This window comes from Serratia sp. 121840015-1 (assembly GCF_053627655.1).
This window is the reverse complement of sequence record NZ_JBSEYF010000001.1, coordinates 1469403-1495036: the sequence shown is the minus strand read 5'-3', so window position 1 is coordinate 1495036 and position 25634 is coordinate 1469403. Positions and strand designations below refer to the sequence as shown.

Annotated in this window: 15 protein-coding genes; 5 read left to right on the top strand and 10 right to left on the bottom strand. The window is 63.4% G+C overall.

The window, feature by feature from the left end:
- Nucleotides 1–20 precede the first annotated feature (20 nt).
- Nucleotides 21–575 carry an NAD(P)H-dependent oxidoreductase gene (locus ACUXAC_RS07130; RefSeq protein WP_342121335.1) on the bottom strand — a complete coding sequence of 185 codons (555 nt, stop codon included), beginning with the start codon at nt 573–575 and terminating at the stop codon, nt 21–23.
- A 104-nt stretch (nt 576–679) separates the two neighbouring features.
- Here ACUXAC_RS07130 and ACUXAC_RS07125 point away from each other — a divergent pair, with 104 nt between their 5' ends.
- Nucleotides 680–1039, top strand: coding sequence for a winged helix-turn-helix transcriptional regulator (locus ACUXAC_RS07125; RefSeq protein WP_342121336.1), 360 nt, complete (start codon nt 680–682; stop codon nt 1037–1039).
- A gap of 4 nt (nt 1040–1043) precedes the next feature.
- Here the strand turns inward: ACUXAC_RS07125 and entS are convergent, their stop codons facing one another.
- From entS to fes, 4 genes are read right to left on the bottom strand one after another with little or no spacing between them, the layout of a single operon-like run.
- Nucleotides 1044–2327, bottom strand: a complete 1284-nt coding sequence (entS, locus tag ACUXAC_RS07120; protein ID WP_060418855.1) for an enterobactin transporter EntS — start codon at nt 2325–2327, stop codon at nt 1044–1046.
- Between the two features lie 60 nt (nt 2328–2387).
- The gene (locus ACUXAC_RS07115; protein WP_454266573.1) at nt 2388–10898 is read right to left on the bottom strand and encodes an amino acid adenylation domain-containing protein; all 8511 of its coding nucleotides are present in this window, start codon (nt 10896–10898) and stop codon (nt 2388–2390) included.
- A 51-nt stretch (nt 10899–10949) separates the two neighbouring features.
- Complete coding sequence (locus tag ACUXAC_RS07110; protein WP_060419694.1) at nt 10950–11174, bottom strand: MbtH family protein; 225 nt, start codon at nt 11172–11174, stop codon at nt 10950–10952.
- Between the two features lie 30 nt (nt 11175–11204).
- Nucleotides 11205–12512: an enterochelin esterase gene (fes, locus tag ACUXAC_RS07105; protein ID WP_454266572.1), complete on the bottom strand. Its 1308-nt coding sequence runs from the start codon at nt 12510–12512 to the stop codon at nt 11205–11207.
- A 201-nt stretch (nt 12513–12713) separates the two neighbouring features.
- Between fes and ACUXAC_RS07100 the strand changes: the two genes are divergently transcribed.
- Nucleotides 12714–14903: a TonB-dependent siderophore receptor gene (locus ACUXAC_RS07100; protein ID WP_421115029.1), complete on the top strand. Its 2190-nt coding sequence runs from the start codon at nt 12714–12716 to the stop codon at nt 14901–14903.
- 50 nt (nt 14904–14953) lie between these two features.
- Here the strand turns inward: ACUXAC_RS07100 and ACUXAC_RS07095 are convergent, their stop codons facing one another.
- Nucleotides 14954–15574, bottom strand: coding sequence for a helix-turn-helix transcriptional regulator (locus ACUXAC_RS07095; RefSeq protein ID WP_060418849.1), 621 nt, complete (start codon nt 15572–15574; stop codon nt 14954–14956).
- A 514-nt stretch (nt 15575–16088) separates the two neighbouring features.
- Here ACUXAC_RS07095 and ACUXAC_RS07090 point away from each other — a divergent pair.
- On the top strand, nt 16089–16436 hold the full coding sequence (locus ACUXAC_RS07090) for an antibiotic biosynthesis monooxygenase family protein (protein ID WP_060418847.1): 348 nt from the start codon (nt 16089–16091) through the stop codon (nt 16434–16436).
- Between the two features lie 540 nt (nt 16437–16976).
- Nucleotides 16977–18251 (top strand): Glu/Leu/Phe/Val family dehydrogenase, encoded by a 1275-nt coding sequence (locus tag ACUXAC_RS07085; RefSeq protein WP_060418845.1) that lies wholly within the window; start codon nt 16977–16979, stop codon nt 18249–18251.
- Nucleotides 18252–18290: 39 nt separating this feature from the next.
- On the opposite strand, the gene ACUXAC_RS07080 is transcribed toward ACUXAC_RS07085, so the two are convergent.
- Entirely contained in the window at nt 18291–19829 is a 1539-nt protein-coding gene (locus ACUXAC_RS07080) for a long-chain-fatty-acid--CoA ligase (RefSeq protein ID WP_197847670.1), read from the bottom strand.
- 135 nt (nt 19830–19964) lie between these two features.
- Here ACUXAC_RS07080 and ACUXAC_RS07075 point away from each other — a divergent pair, with 135 nt between their 5' ends.
- A complete protein-coding gene (locus tag ACUXAC_RS07075; RefSeq protein ID WP_087762802.1) occupies nt 19965–20534 on the top strand; it encodes a DJ-1/PfpI family protein in 570 nt (189 codons plus the stop codon).
- A 7-nt stretch (nt 20535–20541) separates the two neighbouring features.
- Here the strand turns inward: ACUXAC_RS07075 and ACUXAC_RS07070 are convergent, their stop codons facing one another.
- The 3 genes from ACUXAC_RS07070 to ACUXAC_RS07060 form a co-directional block, all read right to left on the bottom strand.
- Entirely contained in the window at nt 20542–20895 is a 354-nt protein-coding gene (locus tag ACUXAC_RS07070; RefSeq protein ID WP_049200624.1) for a DUF1493 family protein, read from the bottom strand.
- Nucleotides 20896–21052: 157 nt separating this feature from the next.
- The gene (locus tag ACUXAC_RS07065) at nt 21053–22495 is read right to left on the bottom strand and encodes an efflux transporter outer membrane subunit (RefSeq protein WP_421115028.1); all 1443 of its coding nucleotides are present in this window, start codon (nt 22493–22495) and stop codon (nt 21053–21055) included.
- Nucleotide 22496: 1 nt separating this feature from the next.
- On the bottom strand, nt 22497–25634 hold the full coding sequence (locus ACUXAC_RS07060) for an efflux RND transporter permease subunit (RefSeq protein WP_421115027.1): 3138 nt from the start codon (nt 25632–25634) through the stop codon (nt 22497–22499).

The window sequence follows — 25634 nt, the reverse complement described above, 5'->3', positions numbered from 1 at the left end:
GGCGCATCCGGGGCGCGGCGTTAATTCAGGGCGGCGAGAAATGCCTGGTAGCCTTGCGCGCTGCTGTCCAGCTCATGCTGCTGAACCTGCTCTGCCACCCCGTCCGAAGCGGCCTCCTTGCCATAAAAGGCGAAGAACGAGGCATAGTCGGCCCGCACGTAACCGGCGGTGACTTCAAACGGCCGGAAGATTTCCTCCAGCGAATAACGATAGCGCCCGTCGCGCGCATAATCCTCTGCACGCACCCCCGCCGTGACCGCCAACGCCAGCTTCTTGTTTTGCATCTTGTAGCCACTGCGGGAACCGTAGGCCCAGCCGTAGGTGAGCACGTCGTCCAGCCATTTTTTCAGCAGCGGTGGGCTGCTGAACCAGAAAATCGGGAACTGCAGCACGATGTTGTCATGGGCTTCAATCAGCTGTTGCTCTTTGGCGACGTCGATCTGCCAGTCCGGATAGGCCTGATGCAGTTCGTGCACGGTATACCGCTCCGGATAGCGCCGCAGCTCCTCCAGCCAGCGTTTATTGACCACCGAGTTCGCCATATCGGGATGGGTCACCACCACCAAGGTTTTCATATCGATTTCTCCAGTCAGGTGTCTACCGGCGCATCATAGGTTATGCTGGAACAATGTAAAATACGCACACTCGCGACACATACTTACCCTGGAGAAAGTACCCAATGACCGCCGAATCCCACTGCAGCCCAACGGGCATCAGCCTCGAAGACACCGGCTATGGCTATACGCTGTCGGTGATCAACGGCAAATATAAAATGATTATTCTCTACTGGCTGGCGTTGTATAAGCCGGTATTGCGGTTCAACGAGCTGCAGCGCTGCATCGGCACTATTTCGTACAAAACGCTGAGTTCGACGCTCAAAGAGCTGGAAAAAGATTGTCTGGTGGTGAGAAAGGAGTACCCGCAAATCCCGCCCAAGGTGGAGTACAGCCTGTCCGAGCGCGGGCGTTCGCTGATCCCGGTGATCGACATGATGTGCAACTGGGGGGAGCAGCACCGGCCGGAACAGCCGGTGCCGTGAGGGGTTAGTTGTCCGCCGCCGCTGAGGTTGCCGCAGCGGGCTCATCGTGCTCGACCAACGCGTCCGCCGGCCGGCACTGGCGCAGCGTGCGCACGCTGAAGGCCACCAGCACGCCGAGCACGGCGGCGAATGCGCCAAACGACAGCACGCTCATCAATGGAGTAAACACCCTGCCCAGTACGCCGAGTCCCAGCGCGCCGATCGAATCGCCGGTTACGTCCTGCGCGGTGCCGAGGCTGTTCACCCGCCCCAGCAGATGATCCGGCGTGTTGCTCTGGATCAGCATGAATTGCAGGAGCGAGGCGATGGCGTTGGCGTAGCCGTAGCACACCAGCGCCAGCAGCGCCGGCGCCAGGTGGTTGAACAGCCCCAGCGAAGCGATAGCGGTAAATGCGACGATGGCGGCGACCAGGATCAGCACGCCGGGACGAGCGTATCGCCCCACCCAGCCGCTGGTCAGCGCGCCCAGCATCGCGCCGAGCGGCACCGCGGAATACATCAGGCCAATAGAGGAAGCGCCGACGTGGTAAGCGCCCTGCGCCAACGCCGGGAACAGCACCCTGACGGCGCCGACGATGCTCATCAGCATTCCCAGCAGCACCACTGACCCCACCACCTTATTGCGCCAGACAAACTGGAAGCCGCTGGCGAGCGCGCGCAGCGGGTGTTCCGGCTCCTGCTGCTGCGGCAACAGCGTCGGCAGGCGTACAAGCGGGATCAGGGTGCCCAGCGTCCCGGCGGCGGCCACGGCGAACGCCAGCCCCACGCCGCCGAACACGATGATGATCCCGCCCAGCGCCGGCGCCAGGATCGCGCCGATGCGCACCGTCACCATACTCAAGGCCCCCGCCGCCGCCAGGTTTTCGCGCCCGACCAGCAGCGGGATCACCGCCATCAGCGCCGTCATGCCCAGCGCGCCGAAGAACCCGTCCCAGGCCGCCAGCAGGTAAAGCGCCCACAGCGACGGCGCCGGGGCGAAGGCGTTCAGACTCAGGGCGACAAAGCCCAGCCCGCAGGTGCCGCGCGCAAACAGGATCAGCTTGCGGCGATCGTAGCGATCGGCGAGCACGCCGCCCAGCATCAGGCCGATAAACATGCCCACCCCGTCCAGCGCCACCGCCACGCCCACCTGCAAGGTGGAGCCGGTCATCGCCTGGATCTGGATCGGCACCCCCACCGCCAACATGCCGAGGGAAAACACCGACAGCATGCGGGCGCAGAAAATCGCGCGGAAATGCGCATTGCTTCTCAGCAAGCTGAAATCAAGAAAAAAAGAAGGTCTGGCCATAGTGTCCTGCATATCATGTGTTAGTACGGGCCGGGACGCACGCCCCCCGGCCCGGTTGCGTTATACCAACCCGTATTGCCGCGTCAGCAGCTGGTGCAATAGTGGGCCGAGCGTCTCCAGCGAAGCCGGCGACAGAATGTCCGCGTGTTCGCAGCGCTGGTGATGGCAGATCAGCCCATCCAGATACGGCGCCCACACGGCGTCGATATCCATCTCCGGCGGCAGCGTCTGGTCGGCGACAAACAGCGTTGCCGTGCCGTGGAAACGCCGGCTGCGCGCCTGGGACAGAATGCGCACCGCGTCGCGGTAGTTGGCGACGATGCTGTCGAACATCACCGCCTTCTCCGCCATCAGCGCCGGATCGCCATGATCTTCCGCCATAAACTCGGCCTGCTCCTGCGCCACCTCTTTCTGCGCCTCCTCCTCGCTGGGGCCGGTCCAATCCTGGCCTTCCGGCGGATAGGTATCCAGCATCCCAAGGAACGCCACCTCTTCGCCCTGCTGCTGCAGGCGCGCGGCCATCGAATGCGCCAGCGTGCCGCCGAGCGAATAGCCCAGCAGGTAGTAAGGCCCCTGTGGCTGCAGGCGGCGCAGATGAGCGAGATGACGATCGACCATCTGCTCGATATCCTCGCAGGTGGCGATGGCGCCGTCCGGTCTTGGCGACTGCAGCCCGATGATGGGATAGTTCCCCGGCAGATAACGGCTCAGCCCCGAGTACTGCCAGGCGAAACCGGAAGCGGGATGCAGGCAGAACAGCGCCGGGCCTTGGCCGGCCCGCAGCTGCAGGCATTCGCCGACGCCGCGGCTCTCGGCCGAGTTAGCCGCCTGCGCGTCATCGAGCAGGTGCGCCATCTTCTCCAGGCTGCGGGCGAACATGATCTGCCCGACGCTCAATGGCCGAGGCACGCGCCGACGCAGCTCTGCCGCCAGACGCATCGCCAGCAGCGAATGGCCGCCCAGCGCGAAGAAGTCGTCGTCGGCATACACCGTCTCGCGCCCCAGCAGTTCCCCGAACAGCGCCGCCAGCAGGCGTTCGCTGTCGCCCTGCGGCGCACGCCCGGCTTGCAGGGCCAGCTGCGGCCGTGGCAACGCCTTGCGATCCAGCTTGCCGCTGGCGCTGAGCGGGAAGCGGTCGGTCATGACATAGCTGACCGGCATCATGTGCGCCGGCAAACGCTGCTCCAGCGCCTGATGCAGCACGGCGGTGTTCAGCGTCACGCCCGGTTGGGCGATCAGCCAGGCGACCAGCTGGCGCATATCGGCGCCGCCAAGCCCCGTCGCGCCCTCGCCCAGCTCGATGGCGTGCACCGCCGCTTGCGCTACCCCCGGCTGCGCCAGCAGCGCCTGCTCGATTTCGCCCAGCTCGATGCGCTGGCCGCGGATCTTCAGCTGATCGTCGCTGCGCCCCAAATACTCGACGCTGCCGTCTTCCAGCCAGCGGGCGATATCGCCGGTGCGATACATGCGCGCGCCGTTGCCGGCGGGATCGGCGACAAACCGCTGCGCCGTCAGCCCCGGCCGATGCAGATAGCCATCGGCCAGCTGAATGCCGCGCAGGTAAAGATCGCCGGCGCAGCCGACGGGCACCGGCCGCAGCATGGCGTCAAGAATGCTCAGCTGGGTGTTCCAGACCGGTTTGCCGATCGGCACGCCGGCGCCGTTTACCGCCGCCAATGCCGCGCCGGACGCCGGTTGGTAGGTGACATCGACCGCCGCCTCCGTCGGGCCGTACAGGTTGTGCAGCGGCGCGGTAACCAACGCCTGATAACGGGAAGCCAGTTCACACGACAGCGCCTCACCGCTGCAGAACACGCGTTTCAGGCTGGCGGCGGCGCGCTGTGGCGCCCGTTCGTTCAGCGCCTCCACCCAGATAGCCAACATGGACGGAACGAAATGCAGCGTGGTCACGCCATAGTCGTCGATCAACGTCGTCAGCGCCTGCGGATCGCGGTGCGCCTCCGGCGGCGCCATCACCAGGCGCGCGCCGACCATCAGCGGCCAGAAGAATTCCCAGACGGAAACGTCGAAGCTGCACGGCGTTTTCTGTAATACCACGTCCTGCGCATCGAGCGCATACTCGTGCTGCATCCAGAACAGGCGGTTGACGATCGCCCGGTGGTTCACCACCACGCCTTTCGGCCGCCCGGTAGAGCCGGAGGTATACAGCACGTAGGCGGGATAATCGCCGTTCCCCGCCGGTTGGCGCGGCGCCGGTTCGCGCCCGCTCTCGTCCAGCGCATCGAACAGCAGCGTCGGCGCCAGCGCGGCGAAGCGGGTATCCAACGCGCTTTCGGTGATAATCAGCCGCGGCTTGGCGTCCTCCACCATGTAGGCCAGCCGCTCGTCCGGGTAGCCGGTGTCCAGCGGCAACCAGGCGGCGCCGGTCTGCACAATCGCCGTCAGCGCCAGGCTGAGGCGCACGGAGCGCGGCAACGCCACCGCGACGATATCCCCCGGCTGAATGCCGGCCGCCGTCAGCCGCTCGGCCAGCAGCGCGGCCTGGCGCTGCATGTCACGGTAGCTGAGGCTGTGCCCGGCATCCTGCAGCGCGATGCGTTCCGGCGTGCGCCGCGCTTGATCGGCGATCGCCTGATGCAAGGTGGTGTCCGCCACCGCCTGCCCGGTGCGGTTGACCGCCGCGATCAGCGCCTGCTCCGGCGGGGTTTGCAACTGCCAGCGCGGCAGCGGCAGATCCGGCTGGGCGATCCACTGTTGCAGCAGCGCCATCAGCCGCGCGGCGAAGCGCTCAGGCTGCGGCACCGAGGCGCGGTACTCCATCAGCAGGCGCAGACGTTCGCCCGGTAGCACCAGCAGCGTCAGCGGATAGTGGGTATAGCCTTTGTTGCGGATGGCGTCGCAGCGCAGCGATCCTGTGCCGCCCAGCAGAGCGTCGTTGTCCGGGTAGTTCTCCACCACCAACAGCGTATCGAACAGCGTGCCCGCCCCGGCCAGGTGCTGAATTTCCCCCAACCCCAAATCATCGTGCTCCAGCAGTTCAATCTGCCGGTGCTGCAGGTCGGTCAACTGCTCCGTCAACGGACGATCGTGCTGCAGACGAACCCGCACCGGCAGCGTGTTGCTGAACAGGCCGACGTGTTCCTCGATCCCTTCTATCTGGCCAAAACGGCCGGAAACCGGCGAGCCGAACACCACGTCCTGCTGGCCGCAACAGCTGGCCAGCTGCAATGCCCAAATGCCCTGCATTACGGTATTGAGCGTCAACCCGCGTTCGCGGCACAGGGTCAGCAAGCGCCTTTCCTCGGCCGGCGGCAGCGTCATTTCCAGCTCATGCACGCGTTCGTCCTGCGTTTCACCGAACAGCAACGTCGGGCGCACGTCCTGCAGCGTCTCGCGCCACAGGCGGCGCGAGGCTTCGGCATCCCGCGCGGTCAGGCGGCGTACGATATCGGCATAGTTCGAACGCAGCGGCGGTAACGCCTGCTCGCCTTCACGCAGGGCCAGCATCAGATCGTTGAGCACCACCGGCGTCGACCAGCCGTCGACGATCAGGTGGTGCGCGTTAAGGAACAGCGTGTAGCGTTCGCTATCGCCGTGTTTGACCCACAGCGCGTGCAGCATCGCGCCGGGCTGGTTGAACAGATCGCGCTGCAGTTCCTGCTGCTCCAGCCGGTGCAGTGCCTGCGCTTCTTGTTCTTCCGTCAGCGGCGGCAGCGCGTGGCTGTCCAGCGGCCAATGGCTTTGCTGCGGTATCAGCTGCAGCGGCTCGCCCTCGCGGTTAAATCGGGCGGCCAATTGCGGATGGCGGCGGATCACCGCATCCAGCGCCTGCTGGAGTTGATGCGCGTCCAGTTTGCCGCAGAGGCTCAGGCGCGTCAGCGAGTTATAGCTGCCGCCCTGCTGCGCCGTCTGCGCATGGAACAGCAGGCCGTGTTGCAGCGGCAACAGCGGCAGCGCCGCGGCTAACGGCCCGCACTCCCGCTCCCAGGCGCGCACCGCCTCATCGTCGGCGCCCGGCTGGGCGATCTCGGCCGCCACCAACGTCGCCGCCGCGCGTTCGGGATGGCGTTCGGCAAATTCGCACAGTGAACGCACCGCTTGCTCGATGCCGCTGTGCAGCTGCGCAATGTCGCTCTCGCTGAAAATTCCCTCCAGCCAGCTCCAGTTGATCGCCAGGCAGGGGCCGTCGCGCCGCTCTTCGACAAAGATGTTCACTTCCAGCCCGTAAGACGGCGCCTGCTGCGCATCCTGCGCCACGGCGAAGGCGTCGCGGAAGCGGGTTTGGCTGCGCTGCGGCGTCCAGTGCCCCTCATCCTGGCTGAAGCGCCCGAGGTAGTTGAATAAAATCTCCGGGGCGTTGCGCTGCGCCAGCGCCGCCAGATCGTCACGCTGCGGATGCAGATAACGCAGTTGGCCGTAACCGACGCCGCGATCGGCCACCACTCGCGTCGCCCGTTTCACCGCGCGCACGGCCTCATTGTGCTCGGCGTCATGCAGTTCGATGCGCAGCGGATACTCCGCCGTCAGCCAGCCGACGGTGCGGGCCAGATCGAGGCCGTCGTCCAGTTCGGCGCGGCCGTGCGACTCCAGAGAGAAACGCAGCGAAGCGGCCTGGAAACGGCGGCGGCAGGCCTGAGCCAGCGCGCACAGCATGATCTCTTCAACCTGGGCGCGATAGCTCTGCGGCAATGTGCCGAGCAGCGCGGCGGTCAACCGGCTGTCGAGCAGCGTGCGCCGCTCGCTCACCGAGGCGATGCGATCGGTCTGCGGTTCCAGCGCGCGCCGGCCCAAACGCGGCACGCCGTCCGCCAGCATTTGCCGCCAGAACGGCAGCTCGGCTTCCCGGCGTTCCACGTCGGCGCGTAAACGCGCGGACCACTCATAGAGCGAGGTTTCTTCCGGCGGCAGCGTGATCGGCCGCCCCTGCATGGCGCTGTCGGCCACTTGCCGCAGCTCCTCGAGCAGGATGCGCCAGGAAACGCCGTCGACCACCAGGTGGTGGATCGCCAGCACCAGCCCCAGGCTCTGCCCGTCGCGCTGCAACAGGATCGCCTGCATCATGGCGCCGGCCGCCGGATCGAGATGCTCGAGTGCGGCGTCGAAAGCCTGTTCCGCCGCCGGCTCCAGTTCGCCGGATACGGCCTGAACCTGCATGAACTCAGCGCTAGCGGCTTCTTCAACCACCAACCGGCCATCACGGATCCTGGCGCCCAGCGCCGGGTGCGCCGCGCGCAGCTGGTCCAACGCATCACGCAGCTGTTCCGGCTGCAGCTCGGCAGGCACGCGCAGGAAAACGCCGTGCGCAAAGCGGCGATGCATATCGCCCGTTTCGGCGAACCAGTGCAGGATCGGCAGCCCGTCGATCGGGCCTTGCTGCACGCTGCGTGAGGCCTGAGAGTCTACGGCCAGCGGCTGCATCGCCTGCGCCATGCGCGCGGGGGTGTGCAGCGCGAAGATCTCGCGCGGCCGCAGCAGATAACCGTTGCGCCGCAGGGCGGTGCCCAGCCCCATCGCCGAGATGCTGTCGCCGCCGAGCGCAAAGAAATCGTCGTCGGCGCCGACGCGCTCCATCCCCAATAAGTTGGCCATCGCGCGGCAAATCAGCCTTTCCTGCTCGGTGGCCGGTTCGCGAATGCTTTGCGCCAGCGTCTCCTGCGGTTTGGGCAGCGCCTGGCGGTCAATCTTGCCGTTGACGTTGAGCGGCAGCTCCGGCATCACCACCAGGATCGCCGGCACCATATAATCCGGCAGACGCTGCGCCAGCTGGCCCAGCAGCTCGTTTTGCAGCGCCGGCGAGGCGCGGCGCGCGTCATCCTGTACCGAGCAGTAGCCGATCAGGCGATAGGTGGCGCCGATCGGCTCGGCGATCACCACCGCACGCCCCACGTCCGGCAAGGCGGCCAAGGCGCTTTCCACCTCACCCAGCTCGACGCGGAAGCCGCGCACCTTGATTTGGTGATCGGTCCGGCCAATGAACACCAACTGGCCCTCCGCGCTCCAGCGCATCAGATCGCCGCTGCGGTACATCACCTCGCCTTCGGCGAACGGGTTGGCGACAAAGCGCGCCGCCGTCAGATCCGGGCGCCGCAGGTAACCGCGTGCAATGCCTTTGCCGGAAATGTACAGCTCGCCCGCCGCGCCGATCGGCACCGGCTGCAGGCGGCTGTCGAGCAGCCAAACTGAGGTATTGGCGAGGGGACGGCCGATCACCGGCTGGTCTGCGGCCGTCACCGGCGCGCCGAGGGTATCGACGGTGTATTCGGATGGGCCGTAATAGTTGTGGATCTCCACCTCCGGATGCTGCTGCATCAGGTTCCACAGCGTCGGCGTCGCCGCCTCGCCGCCGATCATCACGAACGACGGCAGCGGAAACTGCCCCTTCAGCAGGCCGCAGTCCACCAGTTGCGAGAAGAACGACGGCGTGATGTCCAGCAGATCGATCGGCGTCTGTTGGGTTTGTTCCAGCAGCGCCCAGGGGTCGCGGCGCAGCTCCTCATCGAAGATAACCAGTTCGCTGCCCATCATCATGCAGAACAGCGGTTCCCAGGAGGAGTCGAAAGAAAACGAGGCGGTATGGCCGGCGCGCAAGCGGCGCGCGTGGCGAGCCTGGAATTTTTCGATCGCCGGGCCGAACAGAGAGGCCTGGTGCGACAGGAACAGGTTCAGCAGCCCGCGGTGGGTGGACATGACGCCCTTGGGTTTGCCGGTCGAGCCGGAGGTGTAAATCATGTAGGCGAGATGCGCCTCGCTCAGCGGCACGCGCCGCTCGGCATCCGTTATCGGCGTGCCCTCGGCGGCCGCGCAGCGCGCCAGGCACGGGGCGTCGTCCAGGCACAATACCTGCGGCAGATCCGGCATGTTGGCCCGCGTGGCGCGATGGGTCAGCAACATCACCGGCCGCGCGTCGTCGCACATCAGCACCAAACGTTCACGCGGATAGTCCAGATCGAGTGGCATATAGGCTGCGCCGCTGGCCAGCACGCCGAACAGCGCGACCAGCGTGTCCACCGAGCGCGGAATGCCGATGGCGACCACGTCTTCGGCGCCGATGCCGCTTTCGATCAGCACTCGCCCCAGCTGCATCACCCGTTCGGAAAGCTGCCGGTAGCTGAGGCGCACGTCGCCGCAGGCCACCGCCAACGCCTCGGGCTGGCGCTCAACCTGGCGCTGGAACGCATCCATGATCGAGACCATGCCCGCCGGCGGCGCCAGCTCTGCGCCACGCCCCCAGGCCGCGAGTTGACGCAGCTCCCCTTCGCCGATCAACGCCAGTTGACCGTGCGGTTGATGCGGCTGCCGCGCCAGCTGCTGCAGCCAATGGCCGATGCGCTCCGCGTGATGATGCAAGGTGCACGGCGAGTATTTGGCCGGGTTGGCGACCAAAGACAGCGTCAGCACGCCGCTTCGAAAACCGATCTCAAACTCCAGATCGTCGACCGGCCCCATCGCCAGCGTATGGGTGACGGCCGCCTGACCGTCGAACGACAAGGCGCCGTGGTAAACCTTGACGTTGACCACCGGGCCATACAGTTCCTGATGGCCGCCGACCAGGCCGAGATCGCGTTTGATCTGCTCCGCCTCATAGCGTTGATGGCGACGCGCCTGCTTGATCTCCGCCACGGTGGCCTGGCAGACGTCCGCCAGCGACAGATCCGGCGTCACGTTCAGCAGCAGCGGCAGCACGTTGACCACCGGGCCGACCGCCGCCAGCGCCTGCGACCCCATCCGGCGCATGAAAGGAAAACCGATTGAGAAGCGGGTTTCGCCGCTCATGCGCGCCAGATACATCGCCAGCGCCGCCGTGACGATATCGGCCGGTTGCAGCGACTGCAGCGCATCATCGCGCCGCGCTTCGTCAAACAGCGATTCAGGCAGTACCAGCGCCTGTTTGAGCGGCCGGGCGCCCGGTTCAACCTCCCGGTTTTCCGTCGATAACGACAGCGGCGACGGCAAATCGCGCAGATGCTGGCGCCAGAATTCGGCCGCCCGCTCACGTGCGGGCGACGTTTGCCATTGCTGAAACTCTTCCACCACCTTGCCGAACGGGGTAAACGGCGAGGCCGCCGGCGCCAGCCCGTGGCGCAGCGCGCGATAGAGATCGGCGATCCGGCGGGTGATGGCTTCGAAGCTGAAGCCGTCCAGGGTCAGATGATGAAAGCGCTGGTACCAGAACCAGCGATCGGCGCTGACGCGGATCACCACATGGCGATAAAGCGGCCGCTCGCCGTCTGCCGGCAGTTCCTGCGCCAGATCGTCGTTCATCAGCGCCAGCGCCGCCTGTTCGGCGTCCGGCCGTGCGCTGAAATCGAGCCACTCCGGCGCCTGCACGCGTGCGGGGTCGGCTATCAGCGGCAAACGCTGCACCGGCTGGCCGTCCTGCGCCTCAAAGAATCGCGCCTGAACCGTATCCGCTTCGGCCAGCCCTTGACGGATGGCGCGCTCCAGCGCCGAACGATCGATAGCGCCGTGCAGTTCGGTGTAGTGCGCCACGGCGAAGCCGTTGCGGCGCAGCGCGATTTGGTCGGCGATCCAGATCCCCGGTTGCGCTGCAACCAGCGGATACTCCCGATACTCGACCTGAGTATCCGGCAAAGAAAGCGTTTCTGACATGGTGTCTGTCCTTTTCCTCAAACGGAATGTATCGATGTGGCTGCCTGGCGCTTAACGCGCCGCATCCGCCGCTTTCAGCGCCGCCGGCCGCATGTCCTGCCAGTGCGTTTCGATGTAGTCGATGCATTCGCCGCGCGACGCTGGCCCCATCAGCACGCGCCACCCCTGCGGCGTCTCGGCAAACTGCGGCCACAGCGAATACTGCTGCTGCGCGTTGACCAAAACGGTGAAACGGAGGCTTTCGTCATCGAACGGGTTTTGTTGTTCCTGAGTCATTTGCATTACCTGTCTGTCAAAATGTGTGGGTTATTCCATCGCGGAAAGCAGCTGGCGCACGCCGTCCACCAGGCCGCCGCGCCAGCAGAGCGCATCGTGCCCGCCGGAAAACACGCGGTATTCGGCGCGGTGCCCCGCCGCCGTCAGCGCCTGGTGCATCTGGCGATTAACGAATTCGATGTCCGCCTCCCGATCGCCGGCTTGCTGAATCACGGTGAGCGTGGGCGCCGCCGCGTCGCGTTGCCGAACCTGGCGTATCAGCCAGCCTTCCTCCAGTTCGTGGCGTTTTTCGAACTGGGTAACGAATTGCACCGTGGGCCACCAGAAGGAGCCGGACTGGCTCAGCACGCGGCCGAAGCGTTCCGGCCAGTGCACACCGGCATATAACGCCGCCAGCCCGCCGTAGCTTTGGCCGGCGACGACGGTGCGCGCCCCTTCCTCACTGAACGCTTCGCGCTTCTGCGCCTGCGGCAGCAGCTCTTCGATGATTGCCTGCCAGAAGGCGGCGTTGCAGGGCAGCTCGTTTTCCCGGTGTTCACCGTCGATCGCATCGATCAGCAGCCAGCACGCGGGCGGCAGCCACCCTTTTGCAGTTTCGTGCTCGATCACCGGCAACAGCGCGTGCCTTTCGATCCAGTTTTGGCCATCGAGCAATAGCACCAACGGGCGGTTCGCTTTCACCGCCGCGTCGCCGCTGGCATACAGCCAAACGCGCCGCTGGTTATCCAGACGTTCGCTGCGCCACTGAAAAAGCTGTAGCCGCGCCTCGTCCAATCGCCGATCGGCGGCCTGCCAGGCGCTTTGGTCGTCGGCATCCGGCCCTTGCGCCAGGGAAACCGGGCGCGGGCGATGCGAAGGCCCCAGCGAAAGGCGATTCAGCGGATCGGCGATCGCCAGCGGGAACAGCGATACCCACCAGGCGCGCTGCTGGCGATCGCGCAACGTGTCGTCGCCGCTGAAGACGGGGGGAAGATCTCGCTTTGTGATGGGGATCAGGCTGTAGCTGCCGCGCCAGCGGCGATCGATAACGGCGGCGCCGTACCAAACGTCGGTGCCGGGGAGCCTGGTCAGGCTGCTGGGGGACGTGCTGTGATGATCGGTAATGCCGTTGATATCGGCGTAAACGCGGCATATCGGCGAGTGCCGTTCATCGCCGGCGGGATCGCGCCACAGCCAGGTCATTTTGACGTGGCTGTCATCGTGCGGCTCGACGATGGGCGAGCCTTGTGAGGCGACTTTCTGCCACCACGCGGGCTGCCCTGCCGCCTCTTCACGCAGCCATTGCGCCGCCAATCCCTCATGACCGTTTTCTGGCCTCTTTTCCGGCAAAAACTCCATAGCGCCCCTTACATAACATGAGTGATTTTTACAAAACCTGACAATCGTATTGATACTCATTATCATTTTCAATACTATTTGTCGGATTTTTACCGTCGTGCACACACGGCGTTTCCGCGTCGACGGGTGAAGAGCGCTTGTCGGCATTTCGGGGTTTATCAGGGTGGCATGACACACGAAAGCAGGTATGCAGGAGAGATAATGAAGATTAAAAACAAAGGGATAGAAAACGCGAACGCGGAGGCGATGTCCGCCAAGCGTCTGTTGCTAGGATCGGCGCTGGCCTTACTGCCCTTCGCGCCACACGTGTCCGCCGCCGCGGACGAGACGATTCTGGTGACCGCCGACGCGCAAAACAGCGTGACCGCCCCGGTCAAAGGGATCGTCGCCAAAGAGAGCGCCGCCGGCACCAAGACCGCCGCCTCTCTGCGTAAAACGCCGCAGTCCATCTCGGTGGTCACGCGCGAGCAGATGAACGACCAGGAGCCGGCGTCGGTCGCCGACGCGCTGAACTACACCAGCGGGGTAATCACCACCTACCGCGGCAACTCCAACCGCAATGACGAAGTGATCAGCCGCGGCTTCCGCTATGCGCCCAAGCTGCTCGACGGCCTGCACTTTGGCCTTTCGAGCCAAAACGGCGGCGCCGGGCAGATCGATCCCTGGCTGCTGGAGCGCGTGGAGATGGTGCACGGCCCGGCCGGCGTGTTGTACGGCCAGGTCAGCCCCGGCGGCGTGGTGGTGATGACCAGCAAGCGCCCCACCGCCCAAAGCATTCACGAAGTCAAATTCAGCACCGGCAACCGCCATCTGGCGGAAACGGCGTTCGATTTCGGCGGCAAGCTCAACGACGACAATACCCTGTTCTACCGCCTGAACGGCATCGCCAGAACCGAACATGAGTTTGTCAAAGACAGCAAGCAGCAACGGGTGGCCATCGCGCCGGCCTTCACCTGGCTGCCGAACGAAGACACCAGCTTTACGCTGCTGACCAGCTACCAGAACGATCCGAAAGCCGGATCGCGCAACTTCCTGCCGCGCGCCGGCACGCTGTTCCCGACCAGCGCGGGCTATGTGCCCTACGACTTCAACATCAGCGAACCCAGCTTCAACAAGTCGCGGCGCGAGCAGGCGTCGATCGGCTACAGCCTCGAGCATAACTTCAGCGATGCGCTGTCGTTCACCCAGAACCTGCGCTTCACCCACCGCGATGAAGACTATAAATATCTGGTTTATAACGTAAACTCGAAGGTCAACGACCACACCGTCACCCGCATGGCGCAGCATGAAACGCAGATGACCAACGAGTTTGGCGTGGATAACCAGCTGAAGGGGTTGTTCGACACCGGCGAGGTGAAGCACACGGTGCTGGGCGGGCTGGATTACCGCTACAGCCATATCGATTCGAAGATGTATCGCGATCGCGGCAACGACTATCCGATCGACTGGGCCAACCCGGTTCGCCCCAGCATCGATGGCAGCACGCTGGCGCTGGCTTCCAGCGACTTGAAGACGCTGAATCAGGTCGGGGTGTATCTGCAGGACCAGCTGGAGTGGAATAACTGGAACCTGCTGCTGTCCGGCCGTCAGGACTGGTCGCAGGTCAACACCCGCGATCGCACCAGCGGCGGTAAAGAGCAGACCTACAACGATGCCCAGTTTACCGGCCGCGCGGGCCTGCTTTACGCCTTCGACAACGGCATTTCACCGTATGTCAGCTACAGCACCTCGTTCGATCCTAACCTGTACCCGAGCGCGCCGGGCGCCGATCCGCTCAAGCCGACCACCGGCAAACAAACCGAGGTGGGCGTGAAGTACCAGATCCCGGGCGGCAACACCCTGCTGACCCTCTCCTGGTTCGACATTACCCAGCGCAATGTGGCGTCCTATAACCGCCTCACCTCCGCCTACGAGCAGATCGGCGAGGTGAAATCCAAAGGGATTGAGGCGGAAGTGCACGCTCAGCCAACGCCAGAGATCAAGCTGACCGCCGCCTATACCTACACCGACGTGGTGACCAAAGACTCCAACTCGGCGGACGAAATCGGCCACAGCCCGGCGGGCATCCCGCGCCACGCGGCGTCCGCCTGGGGCAGCTACAGCTTCCTGAGCGGCGCGCTGAACGGCCTGACCGTCGGCAGCGGCGTGCGTTACATCGGCGATGCGCCGGCCGACGCCATCGGCCAGTACGATGTGCCGCACTACACGCTGTACGACGCAATGGTGAAATATGACCTCGGCCAGGCCTCGTCGGCGCTGCGCGGTGCAGCGCTTCAGCTCAACGTACAGAACCTGACGGACAAGAAATACGTTTCATCCTGCAGCGGCGAGTACGCCTGCTTCTACGGCAGCGGCCGCAGCATCATCGCTTCGGTCAACTACCGCTGGTAACAAAAATGGGCGGCCAGCGCCGCCCATTTCTTCCGCCTTTCCCGCCGCCTTTACTCCTGCTTCAGTTCCCGCAAATGCTTGTACACCGTGGCGCGCCCCATCGACAGCACGTTGGCGATGTAGTCGGCGGCGCTTTTGGCCTTGAACGCCCCCTGATGATAGAGATCGCTGACCAGCCGCCGTTTCTGTTCGCGGCTCAGCGCACCGAGCGCGGCGTTTTCGCGCCGCAGCCAGTCGTGCAGGAAGGTGTTGATCTTCTCCTGCCAGTCATCTTTGAACAGCGCTTGCGGCTGCGGCTGCAGCCGGGTGACCGACAGGAACATGTCCAGCGCGTTGCGGGCGTCCTCGAACATCGCGGTGCTCAGGTTGATGCACAGCAGATAGCTGGGCTTGCCCTGCTCGTCGCGCGCGGCGATGCTCACCGAGCGCATCTTTTTGCCGTCCCAGTTCAGCTTCTCATAGGGGCCGGTCACGCCGGCGCCGCCGGCGAGCTCGAAGTCGTCCAGCCCGGCGTCGTCACCCGGTTTGCGCTTCGACAGGTTGTTCGCCAGATAAGCAATCTTGTTGGTGGCCAGATCGTGGATCACCACTTCCGCATTCGGGAAAAACAGCGCCGCGATGCCGTCGGCGACCGAGCGCAAAAGTTCGAGTTGAGAAGAAGAGTTCGGCACGCTGGGGTGTCTCCGTATAGCCCGGTTTGGTTTGCTGTTCAGCCGCTTAGCATACCGCAGTTGCCGCCGCTTGCCGAGCGGATGGCGTTTGCGCCCCCTGCGCCGACGGCGGCGCTGCAAACGCCCTTAGTGTTCACACCCGGGATCAGAATTGGCCATTGCCGGTCGTCGGAAAAATACCTCCCGCCAGGCGAAAGAGGAAAGGGAAATATTTAAAGTCACTTTATTCACATGCCGTTTTGTTATTTAAAAGCCGCACCTTTTCCAATGACATTAATCCACACCCCCTTTATTGAATTATTCACTTCATGCCGATCGCGAATTGATTAGCGGACTCCTTTATCCAAGAAAAATCCCATTAAAATCATCAGCTTTTGCATAAATAAAAAAGCTAATTCGGACTATTCCTAACTATTTCCTTCTGGCATCGAGAATAAATTTAACTTGCAGTACTGCAATAAGGATGCAGCTTAATTTGAGTTGTATAAGCAATTTAATTTAAAGGACTTTTACTATGAACCATGAATCCAGGGCGGACTGTTCCGCCAACGGCTACATTATTGAAGTTTCAAGTTTTAAACTGCCGGCCTCACTCAGCCCTGAAGCGTTTGCCGTATTGGACAAGCGTGTAGAAGAGGAATTTATCTCAAACCAGAACGGGTTCATTTCGCGTGACTCAGGCATCAGCGTAGACAATGAACCTCGCTGGGTGAACATTGTAAAATGGGAGACGCTGTTGGATGCGGATGAAAACATCTACCAATTTACGCGGGCTTCCGCGCCGGCGTCCGTCAAAGAATATCTGGCGAGTATCGGCGCTGAGCCGGTGGAATTAAAACGCTATCAGCATACCGGCGCGTAATGCGTGCCGGATGACCACGCCACGGCGGCGCGGTCTTCTTTAGCGCTGATTGGCAAAACCTGAACGGGTGGCCGCTCGCGGTCACCCGTCCGTTTCAGGTGAGCACATTTATCAGACCCTGCCTCGACGGCCGCAACACATTAAAACAGCCTCGGATTAGGCTTCTCTTTGCACGATAAAAACACGGCCGCAGACGGCGTTTTAACAGGATTTTAACGCTGCCGAGGGGAAACGCCATTGTCAACATAGCAGTTAAATAAAATGAAACTTTTTGATCACATTCAAGCTTCTGAAAAATAGATAAAAAGGGTTTTTATGCGCTTTATATGCATAAAGTATACGTGCACATGCTCAGCGTCGATGAAAAGTAATTAACTATTCATTTGCCGCCCTGCAGGCGGCGAAAAACCGTCCGCTGGCCCGATGAGAGGGGGGCTAACAACCGGCATAATTAGTGGTAAATTTAGCGTCGCAAAGTGTTATGCGCTTGCTAATCCACGGTTAAACGAAATAAATACCTCTAATATATAAAGGTTGGTTATGGAAAAGCTATCCTACGCTTCAGACAGCAGCACCACCGCTTGGGCTACATATCTGCAACAAATCGATCGCGTCGCCCCTTACCTCGGCGAGCTGTCACGCTGGGTTGATACGCTGCGTCACCCTAAGCGCGCTTTGATTGTCGATATCCCGCTGCAGATGGACGATGGCACCATCCGTCACTTCGAAGGTTTCCGCGTACAGCACAACCTGTCGCGTGGGCCGGGCAAAGGCGGTATCCGCTTCCACCCTGACGTCGATCTGAACGAAGTGATGGCCCTGTCCGCCTGGATGACCATCAAGTGTGCCGCGGTCAACCTGCCGTACGGCGGCGCCAAGGGCGGCATCCGCGTCGACCCGTTCAAACTGTCTGAAGGTGAACTGGAGCGACTGACCCGCCGCTACACCAGCGAAATCGGCTTCATCATCGGGCCACAGAAAGACATTCCTGCGCCGGACGTCGGCACCAACGCCAAAGTAATGGCCTGGATGATGGACACCTACTCCATGAACCACGGCACCACCATCACCGGCGTGGTCACCGGCAAACCAATCCACCTCGGCGGCTCCCTGGGCCGTGAGAAAGCGACCGGCCGCGGCGTGTTCGTCACCGGCAGCGAAGTGGCCAAGCGTCTGGGCGTGCAGATCGAAGGCGCCAAAGTGGCGGTACAAGGCTTCGGTAACGTGGGCAGCGAAGCGGCTCGCCTGTTCGTTGGCGTCGGCGCGCGCGTCGTCACCATCCAGGACCACTCCGCCACCCTGTTCAACGCCAACGGCATCGACCTGACCGCGCTGACCGAATACCAGGCCAAGCACAAGCAGATCGCCGGCTTCCCTGGCGCCAGCGAGATCGAAAGCGAAGCGTTCTGGTCGGTCGACATGGACATCCTGATCCCTGCGGCGCTGGAAGGCCAAATCACCCGTCAGCGCGCCGAAATCCTCAGCGCCAAGCTGGTGCTGGAAGGCGCTAACGGCCCAACCTTCCCAGAAGCGGACGACATTCTGCGTTCCCGTAACATCACCGTGGTCCCGGACGTTATCTGTAACGCCGGCGGCGTAACGGTCAGTTACTTCGAGTGGGTGCAGGACATGGCGAGCTACTTCTGGAGCGAGTCCGAGATCAACGAGCGTATGGACAAGATCATGACCGACGCCATGGTCCACGTCTGGAACAAGGCGGCCGAGAAAGAGTGCAGCCTGCGCACCGCGGCTTACATCGTGGCCTGTGAGCGCATCCTGACCGCACGTAAAGAGCGCGGCATCTACCCAGGTTGATGCCCGTATCCCGGCCTGCCCCGGCAGGCCGGATTTTCCTCAGCGCAAACAGCGCTTCAACACCTTACCGGTACTGGTCATCGGCAAACGCTCGACGAACTCGACGATACGCGGATACTTGTACGCCGCCAGCCGCTCCCGGCTCCAGGCAATCAGCGTTTCCTCCTCGATCGGCTCTTCCGTCTCTTTCAACACCACCACCGCTTTGATCTCTTCGCCCAGCGACGGATGCTCGACGCCGATCACCGCCACCAACGACACCGCCGGATGGCGAATCAGCGCCTCTTCAATCTCGCGCGGATAGACGTTGAATCCGCCGCGGATGATCATGTCCTTGGCCCGATCGACGATGAAATAGAAGCCGTCGGCGTCGCGGCGCGCCAGGTCACCGGTGCGGAACCAGCCGTTTTCCAGCACCTCCGCCGTCGCCTCAGGGCGGTTCAGATAGCCTTTCATGATGTTGTAACCGCGCACCGCGATCTCCCCGACCTGGTCGATGCCGTCGACCGGCTGCCCGGTGGCGTCGAGCAGGCGCACCTCCACGCCCCAGATCGGTTGGCCGATGGAGCCGGGTTTGGTTACCCGATGGGGATGGTTAAAGGTGGCGACCGGGCTGGTCTCCGACAGCCCATACCCTTCGAGAATGTTGACGCCGAAGCGGCGCGAGAAATCCTCCAGGATCTGCACCGGCAGGCTGGCGCCGCCGGACACCGCCATACGCAGCGTGCTACGCAAGCTTTCGATATCCGTGTGCTCATCCAGCGCATTCAACAGCGCCCAATACATGGTCGGCACCCCGGCGAAGAAGGTGATGCCGTGCCGTTGCATCAGCGCGATGGCCTGCGCGGCGTCGAAGCGCTCGACCAGCACCAGAGTGGCGGCGGAAGCGAACCCGGCGTTCATCTGCACCGTCGAACCAAAAGTATGAAACAGCGGCAAGGTCACCAGGTGACGATCGGGGGCCGTCTCCGAACCGTCGAACAGCCGTACCGATCCCAAGGCGTTGAGCACCAGATTGGCGTGAGTCAACTCCGCCCCTTTGGCGCGGCCGGTGGTGCCGCTGGTATACAGCACCACCGCGGTGTCGCTTTCGAGCGTCGTCGCCGAAGCGAATTCGGTAGCCTGTTCGGCTATTGCCGCGCTGAAACGCTCCCCCTCGAGCGGCAACCGATCGCCGATGATAAACACCTCACGGCACTGCTCCGCCTTCGCCGCCGCCCGCAGCGCTTCCTCCCCCAGCGGCAGGCCGCTGCTGCCCTCGAAACAAAACAGCGCCACCGCCGCCGAATCCGCCAGGTAATAGTCGAACTCTGCGCTTTTAAGCAGAATATTCAGCGGCACCACCACCGCGCCGCTTTTGAGAATGCCGTAATAGATAGCCGGAAACTCTGGCCGGTTCGGGCAGGCCAGCGCCACCCGTTCACCGGGCCGCACGCCGCGCGCGGCCAACAAATTCGCCACCCGATTGGCCATGTCGTTAAGCGCCCGATAGCTGAGCGGGTTGTCGTCCTGTATCACCGCCGGCCGCTCCGGCCAGGTGCGCGCACTCTCTTCAAGCAAGGTAGCCAGATTCAGCATCGGGGATCCTCCCTGGGGTTGAGCGGCGAGAAAAGCGCCGCAGTATCACGAGTATAGATAGGCGCTTTGCGGTTCGCATTCCCAGGGGCGCTGGGCTATACCTTAGGCAATCCCTATCCCGCAGGAGTTGTGATCATGAGCAAGAAAAAGATCCTGATGCTGGTCGGCGACTACGCCGAAGATTACGAAACCATGGTGCCGTTTCAGGCATTGCAGATGATCGGCCATTGGGTGGACGCCGTGTGCCCCGGCAAAGCCGTCGGCGATTATATCCAGACCGCAATTCACGACTTTGACGGGGCGCAGACCTACAGCGAGAAACCCGGCCACCGTTTTACCTTAAATGCCGACTTCGCCACCGCCAAGGAAGAGCACTACGATGCGCTCTTGATCCCCGGCGGCCGGGCGCCGGAATACCTGCGTCTGAACCCCGACGTGATCGCGCTGGTGCAGGCGTTTGACGCCGCGAAAAAACCGATCGCCGCCGTTTGCCACGGCCCGCAGCTGCTGGCGGCGGCCGGGGTGTTGAAAGGCCGCACCTGCAGCGCCTACCCGGCCTGCGCGCCGGAAGTGCGGCTGGGCGGCGGGCATTATGCGGAGATCGGCATCGATCAGGCGCACGTCGACGGCAATCTGGTCACCGCCCCGGCCTGGCCGGCGCATCCGCAGTGGCTGGCGAAGTTCGCCGAGGTGTTGGAGCAGTAACGCAGCGCTAGCGGAGCTGTTCGATCAGGAAGTGGATGTCGTACAGCCAGCGCTTGGCGCGCGCGGAACGCACCAGCATCGACACGCACAGCGGCCGGGGATGCTCTTTGCACGCGGAGGGGGAAAACCAGCGCCCGGTGTTGGTCGGCGGCTGGAAATACAGTTCGTGGTTGTAGTTGCCGCTGTCGACGCCGAAGGTATCGAAGTAGCGGCGCATCAGCGTATTGGAATCGCTGAACGACAGGTTGAGCGCGGTGTTGATCTCGGTTTCCGGGGTGATGGCCACGCCCTTCTTCAGCCGCCCTGATGCGTTGAAGGCGGCGATAAGCGCGATGACCTGTTGCTGAATGTCTTCTGCCATGACAACCTCGAGCCGGTATGAATAAAAGATGAATGCGGTTCTCTGTCTGACTCTGCTCACCGCGGCGAGTTCTGGCCGCCGGCCGGGTTTTCTGTTTCTTTACACTTTCCATAAAAAAACCGCGCGCAGCCAAATGCCTGGCGCGCGCGGTCGACGGTTAGCGGCTGAGCGTCGTCTGGTCGGCGATGACGCCATCCCCCTGCCGCTCGGCGGTAACGCCGCCGCCCAACACTTTATACAGGGTGGCCTGATTGTCGTACGCGGTCTGCTGCGCGGCGATCAGCGCCTGTTGCGCCGTGTACAGCGTGCGCTGCGCGTCCAGCAGCGTCAGGTAGCTGTCCACGCCCTGGCGGTAACGCAGCTCGGCCAGGCGATAATATTGTTGCGCCGCCGCCACATAGCCGGTTTGCGCCGCCAGCTGTTCCTTCAGCGTGGCTTTGCGCGCCAGCGCGTCGGCGGTTTCCTGAAATGCCGTCTGCACCGCTTTCTCATAGGTGGCGACATACAGGTCTTTCTGCGCCTGGGTGTAGTTGAGCTGAGCCGTGTTATAGCCGCCGCTGAAGATCGGCAGGCTGATGCTCGGTGCGAACGACCAGACGCCGGCGCCGTGGCTGAACAACGAGGAGAGTTCACCGCTGCCCACGCCGCCGCTGGCGGTCAGGCTGATCGACGGGAAGAACGCCGCCCGCGCCGAGCCGATATTGGCGTTGGCGGATTTCAGGTTATGCTCGGCCTGCAGCACGTCCGGCCGCTTCAGCAACACTTGCGAAGAGACGCCGGCCGGCAGATCGCGCATGATCCCGCCCAGCGCCTCGATACCGCTCGGCAGCAGGTTTTCCGGCACGCTTTGCCCTACCGCCAAATCCAGCGCGTTTTTCGCCTGCGCGGCGCTGGTGGCGTAGCTGGCGGCGTCCGATCGCGCCTGCTGATAGACGGTTTCCGCCGACGCCACGTCAACCAGCGACGCAATCCCGTGCTGCTGATTGTTGCGCGTGACGTCCAGCGACCGTTTGGCGCTCGCCATCGTCTGCTGCGCCACCGCCAGATTGCTGCGCTCGGCCGCCACCGCCACCCAGTCGGTGACGATATCGGCGATCAGCGTCAGACGGGTGCTTTTCGCCGCCTCCGAGTTCGCCAGATAGGTTTCGAACGCCGCGCGCGACAGGCTGGCGTTCTTGCCGAACAGATCCCACTCGAATGCGCTGACGCCGGCCGCGGCTTCGTAGCTTTGGCTCAGCGCGGTGGCGTTGCCGCTGCCGGTCAGCGCCCGCCCGCGGCTGCCGTCGGCGGTGGCATTGATTGTCGGGAACAGCGCCGAGCGCTGCTCGCCGTACAGGGCGCGCGCCGACGCGATATTGGCGATCGCCTCGTGCAGATCGCGGCTGCTGTTCAGCCCCAGCGCCACCACCTGGCGCAGCCGGGCGTCCTGGACATAGTCACGCCAGGCGACGTCCGGGTAGCTCAGCGCCTGGTTGCCGCCGGCCTCGCCCTGCGGCAGGTTGGCGGGCACCGGCGCCGCCGGGCGCTGGTAGTGCGGATCCAGCGACAGACAGCCGGTCAGCAGCAGCGGTAAAGTTAACATCATGACTCGTTGCAACACGTTATTCTCCTGCCTGTGACGGCGGGTTGGCGGGCCGACGGGTAAACATGCGGCGCACCAACACATAAAACAGCGGGACGAAAAAGATGGCCAATGCGGTGGCGGTGATGGTGCCGCCGATGATGCCGGTACCGATGGCGATGCGGCTGTTGGCGCCGGCGCCGCTGGATACCGCCAGCGGCAGCACCCCGGCGGTAAACGCCAGCGAGGTCATCAGGATCGGCCGCAGGCGCATGCGCGCCGCGTGGACCGCCGCGGCAATCAGCGTTTCACCCCGCTGATGCATCTCCTCGGCGAACTCGACGATCAGAATGGCGTTCTTCGCCGACAGGCCGATGATGGTGAGCAGCGCCACCTGGAAGTAGATGTCGTTTTCCAGCCCGCGTAGCGTGATCGCCAGCAGCGATCCCACCACGCCCATCGGCACCACCAACATCACCGCGAACGGAATCGACCAGCTCTCATACAGCGCCGCCAGGCACAGGAACACCACGATGAGCGAAATGGCGTACAGCGACGACGCCTGGCCGCTGGTCAGCCGCTCCTGATAGGACAGCCCGCTCCAGGAATAGCTGCTGCCGGCGGAGAATGTTGCCGCCAGTTTCTCCATCTCGCTCATCGCCGTACCGGAGCTGACGCCAGCGGCGCCCTGCCCGGTGATCTCGAACGACGACAGCCCGTTATAGCGCGACAGATTTTCCGGCCCGTAGATCCAGTGCGAAGACGCAAAGGCGGAGAACGGCGTCATGCTGCTGGCGCCCGACGCGTTGGTGCCGCGCACAAACCAGCGGTCGAGATCTTCCGGCTTGGCGCGGTACTGCACATCGCCCTGCATATAGACTTTTTTCACCCGGTTGCGATCGATAAAGTCGTTGATATAGGTGCTGCCGAACGCGCTGCTGAGGGTGCTGTTGACGTCGGCGGCGCTCAGGCCGAGCGCCTGCAGCTTGCCGTTGTCGATCTCCACCTGCAGCTGCGGGGTGTCCGGTAAGGTGTTGGCGCGCACCGCCAGCAGTGCCGGGTTGTTGCCGGCGGCGGCAACGATCTGGTCGCGCATCGCCTGCAGCTCGGCGCGGGTGGTCGCCCCTTTGGCCTGTAGCTCGAAGGTGAAGCCGTCGGACTGGCCGAAACCGTCGATCGCCGGTGGGCTCATGGAGAAGACCTGGGCGTCGCGCAGCGAGGCGAAGTGCGCCATGGCGCGTTTGGCGATGGCGTCGGCGGTGTTCGCGCTGCCGCTGCGCTGGCTCCAGTCTTTGAGGCTGACGAACGCCATGCCGGCGTTTTGCCCGCTGCCGCTGAAGCCGAAACCGTTGATGGTGAAAATGGTGCTGACGTTGGCCTTTTCCTGGTCGAGGAAATAGGCGGTCACCGCCTCGCTCACCGCCGAGGTGCGCGCGTTGGTGGCGCCTGCCGGCAAGGTGTACTGCACCATCACCGTGCCCTGATCCTCGTTGGGCAGAAAGCCGGTCGGCAAGCGCAGGTACATCACGGCCGCGGCGATCAACAGCAGGCCGTACAGCAGCAGATAGCGCGTCGGCCGGTGGATTACCCCACCGACCTTGTCGGCGTACTTCTCCTGCAGCCGGTCATAGCCGCGGTTGAATTTGCCCAGCAAGCCCTTGTCGGTCTGCGCGTCGTGCGCGGGCTTCAGCAACGTGGCGCACAATGCCGGCGCCAGCGTCAACGCCAGCACCACCGACAGCACCATCGAGGAGACGACGGTGATCGAAAATTGGCGATAGATCACCCCGGTGGAGCCGCCGAAGAACGCCATCGGCAGAAATACCGCCGACAGCACCAGCGCGATGCCGACCAATGCGCCGGTGATTTCGCGCATCGATTTCTCCGTCGCCTCGCGCGGCGGCAGCTTATCCTCCCGCATCACGCGTTCGACGTTTTCCACCACCACGATGGCGTCGTCCACCAACAACCCGATCGCCAACACCATGCCGAACAGCGTCAGGGTATTGATTGAATAGCCGAACGCCGCCAGCACGCCGAAGGTGCCCAGCAACACTACCGGCACGGTGATGGTCGGGATCAGCGTGGTGCGCAGGTTTTGCAGGAACACGAACATCACCACCACCACTAACGCCACCGCTTCGAACAGCGTTTTCACCACCTCCTCGATCGAGATATTGATAAAGTCGGTGCTGTCTTTCGGGTAGGCCACCTTGTAGCCCTGCGGCATCGCACTTTGGTATTCCGCCACCTTGGCCTTCACCAGCTTGGCGGTGTTGAGGGCGTTGGCGCCCGCCGCCAGCTTGACCGCGATCCCCGCCGCCGGGTGGCCGTTGAGGTGTGCGCTGGCGGAGTAGTCCTCGTTGCCCAGCTCAATTCGCGCCACGTCGCCCAGCCGCACCAGCGCGCCGCTGCTGTCGCTTTTCAGGATGATATTGCGAAACTGTTCCGGCGTTTGCAGCCGCGACTGCGCCTTTACCGTGGCGGTCAGCTGCTGATCGGCGGCGGCCGGCAGATCGCCTACCTTGCCGGCGGACACCTGGGTGTTTTGCGCTTCGATCGCCGTCTGCACGTCGGAAGGCATCAACGCATAGCTCGCCAGCTTGGTCGGATCCAGCCAGATACGCATCGCATATTCCGAGCCGAACACCTGCACGTCCCCCACGCCCTCGATGCGCGACAGCGGATCCTGCAGGTTGCTGACCAGATAGTCGGAGATATCGGCCATCGTCGCCTTGTCGCTTTCGTCATACAGCCCGACGATCAGCAGGAAGCTGCTCTGGGATTTCTTGACCGTCACGCCCTGCGCGGTAACCGCGCTCGGCAAACGGCTTTCCGCCTGCTGCACCTTGTTTTGCACCTGCACCTGAGCGATATCCGGATCGGTGCCCTGATCAAAGGTGACGTTGATACTGACCGAGCCGCTGGAGCTGCTGGTCGAAGAAAAATACAGCAGGCCGTCCAGGCCGGTGAGCTGCTGCTCAATCACCTGCGTGACGCTGTTTTCCAGCGTTTCCGCGTCTGCGCCCGGGTAGGTGGCGGAGATGGAAATCTGCGGCGGTGAGACGTCCGGGTACTGCGAAACGGGCAACGAGTTGATCGACATCAGGCCGCACAGCATGATGATGATGGCGATCACCCAGGCGAATACCGGCCGCCGGATAAAGAACTGCGCCAT

What these genes read in the sequence shown, in the direction of transcription:
- ACUXAC_RS07130 (WP_342121335.1), bottom strand. Translation starts at nt 575, where the DNA reads ATGAAAACCTTGGTGGTGGTGACCCATCCCGATATGGCGAACTCGGTG.
- ACUXAC_RS07125 (WP_342121336.1), top strand. Translation starts at nt 680, where the DNA reads ATGACCGCCGAATCCCACTGCAGCCCAACGGGCATCAGCCTCGAAGAC.
- entS (WP_060418855.1), bottom strand. Translation starts at nt 2,327, where the DNA reads ATGGCCAGACCTTCTTTTTTTCTTGATTTCAGCTTGCTGAGAAGCAAT.
- ACUXAC_RS07115 (WP_454266573.1), bottom strand. Translation starts at nt 10,898, where the DNA reads ATGTCAGAAACGCTTTCTTTGCCGGATACTCAGGTCGAGTATCGGGAG.
- ACUXAC_RS07110 (WP_060419694.1), bottom strand. Translation starts at nt 11,174, where the DNA reads ATGACTCAGGAACAACAAAACCCGTTCGATGACGAAAGCCTCCGTTTC.
- fes (WP_454266572.1), bottom strand. Translation starts at nt 12,512, where the DNA reads ATGGAGTTTTTGCCGGAAAAGAGGCCAGAAAACGGTCATGAGGGATTG.
- ACUXAC_RS07100 (WP_421115029.1), top strand. Translation starts at nt 12,714, where the DNA reads ATGAAGATTAAAAACAAAGGGATAGAAAACGCGAACGCGGAGGCGATG.
- ACUXAC_RS07090 (WP_060418847.1), top strand. Translation starts at nt 16,089, where the DNA reads ATGAACCATGAATCCAGGGCGGACTGTTCCGCCAACGGCTACATTATT.
- ACUXAC_RS07085 (WP_060418845.1), top strand. Translation starts at nt 16,977, where the DNA reads ATGGAAAAGCTATCCTACGCTTCAGACAGCAGCACCACCGCTTGGGCT.
- ACUXAC_RS07080 (WP_197847670.1), bottom strand. Translation starts at nt 19,829, where the DNA reads ATGCTGAATCTGGCTACCTTGCTTGAAGAGAGTGCGCGCACCTGGCCG.
- ACUXAC_RS07075 (WP_087762802.1), top strand. Translation starts at nt 19,965, where the DNA reads ATGAGCAAGAAAAAGATCCTGATGCTGGTCGGCGACTACGCCGAAGAT.
- ACUXAC_RS07070 (WP_049200624.1), bottom strand. Translation starts at nt 20,895, where the DNA reads ATGGCAGAAGACATTCAGCAACAGGTCATCGCGCTTATCGCCGCCTTC.
- ACUXAC_RS07060 (WP_421115027.1), bottom strand. Translation starts at nt 25,634, where the DNA reads ATGGCGCAGTTCTTTATCCGGCGGCCGGTATTCGCCTGGGTGATCGCC.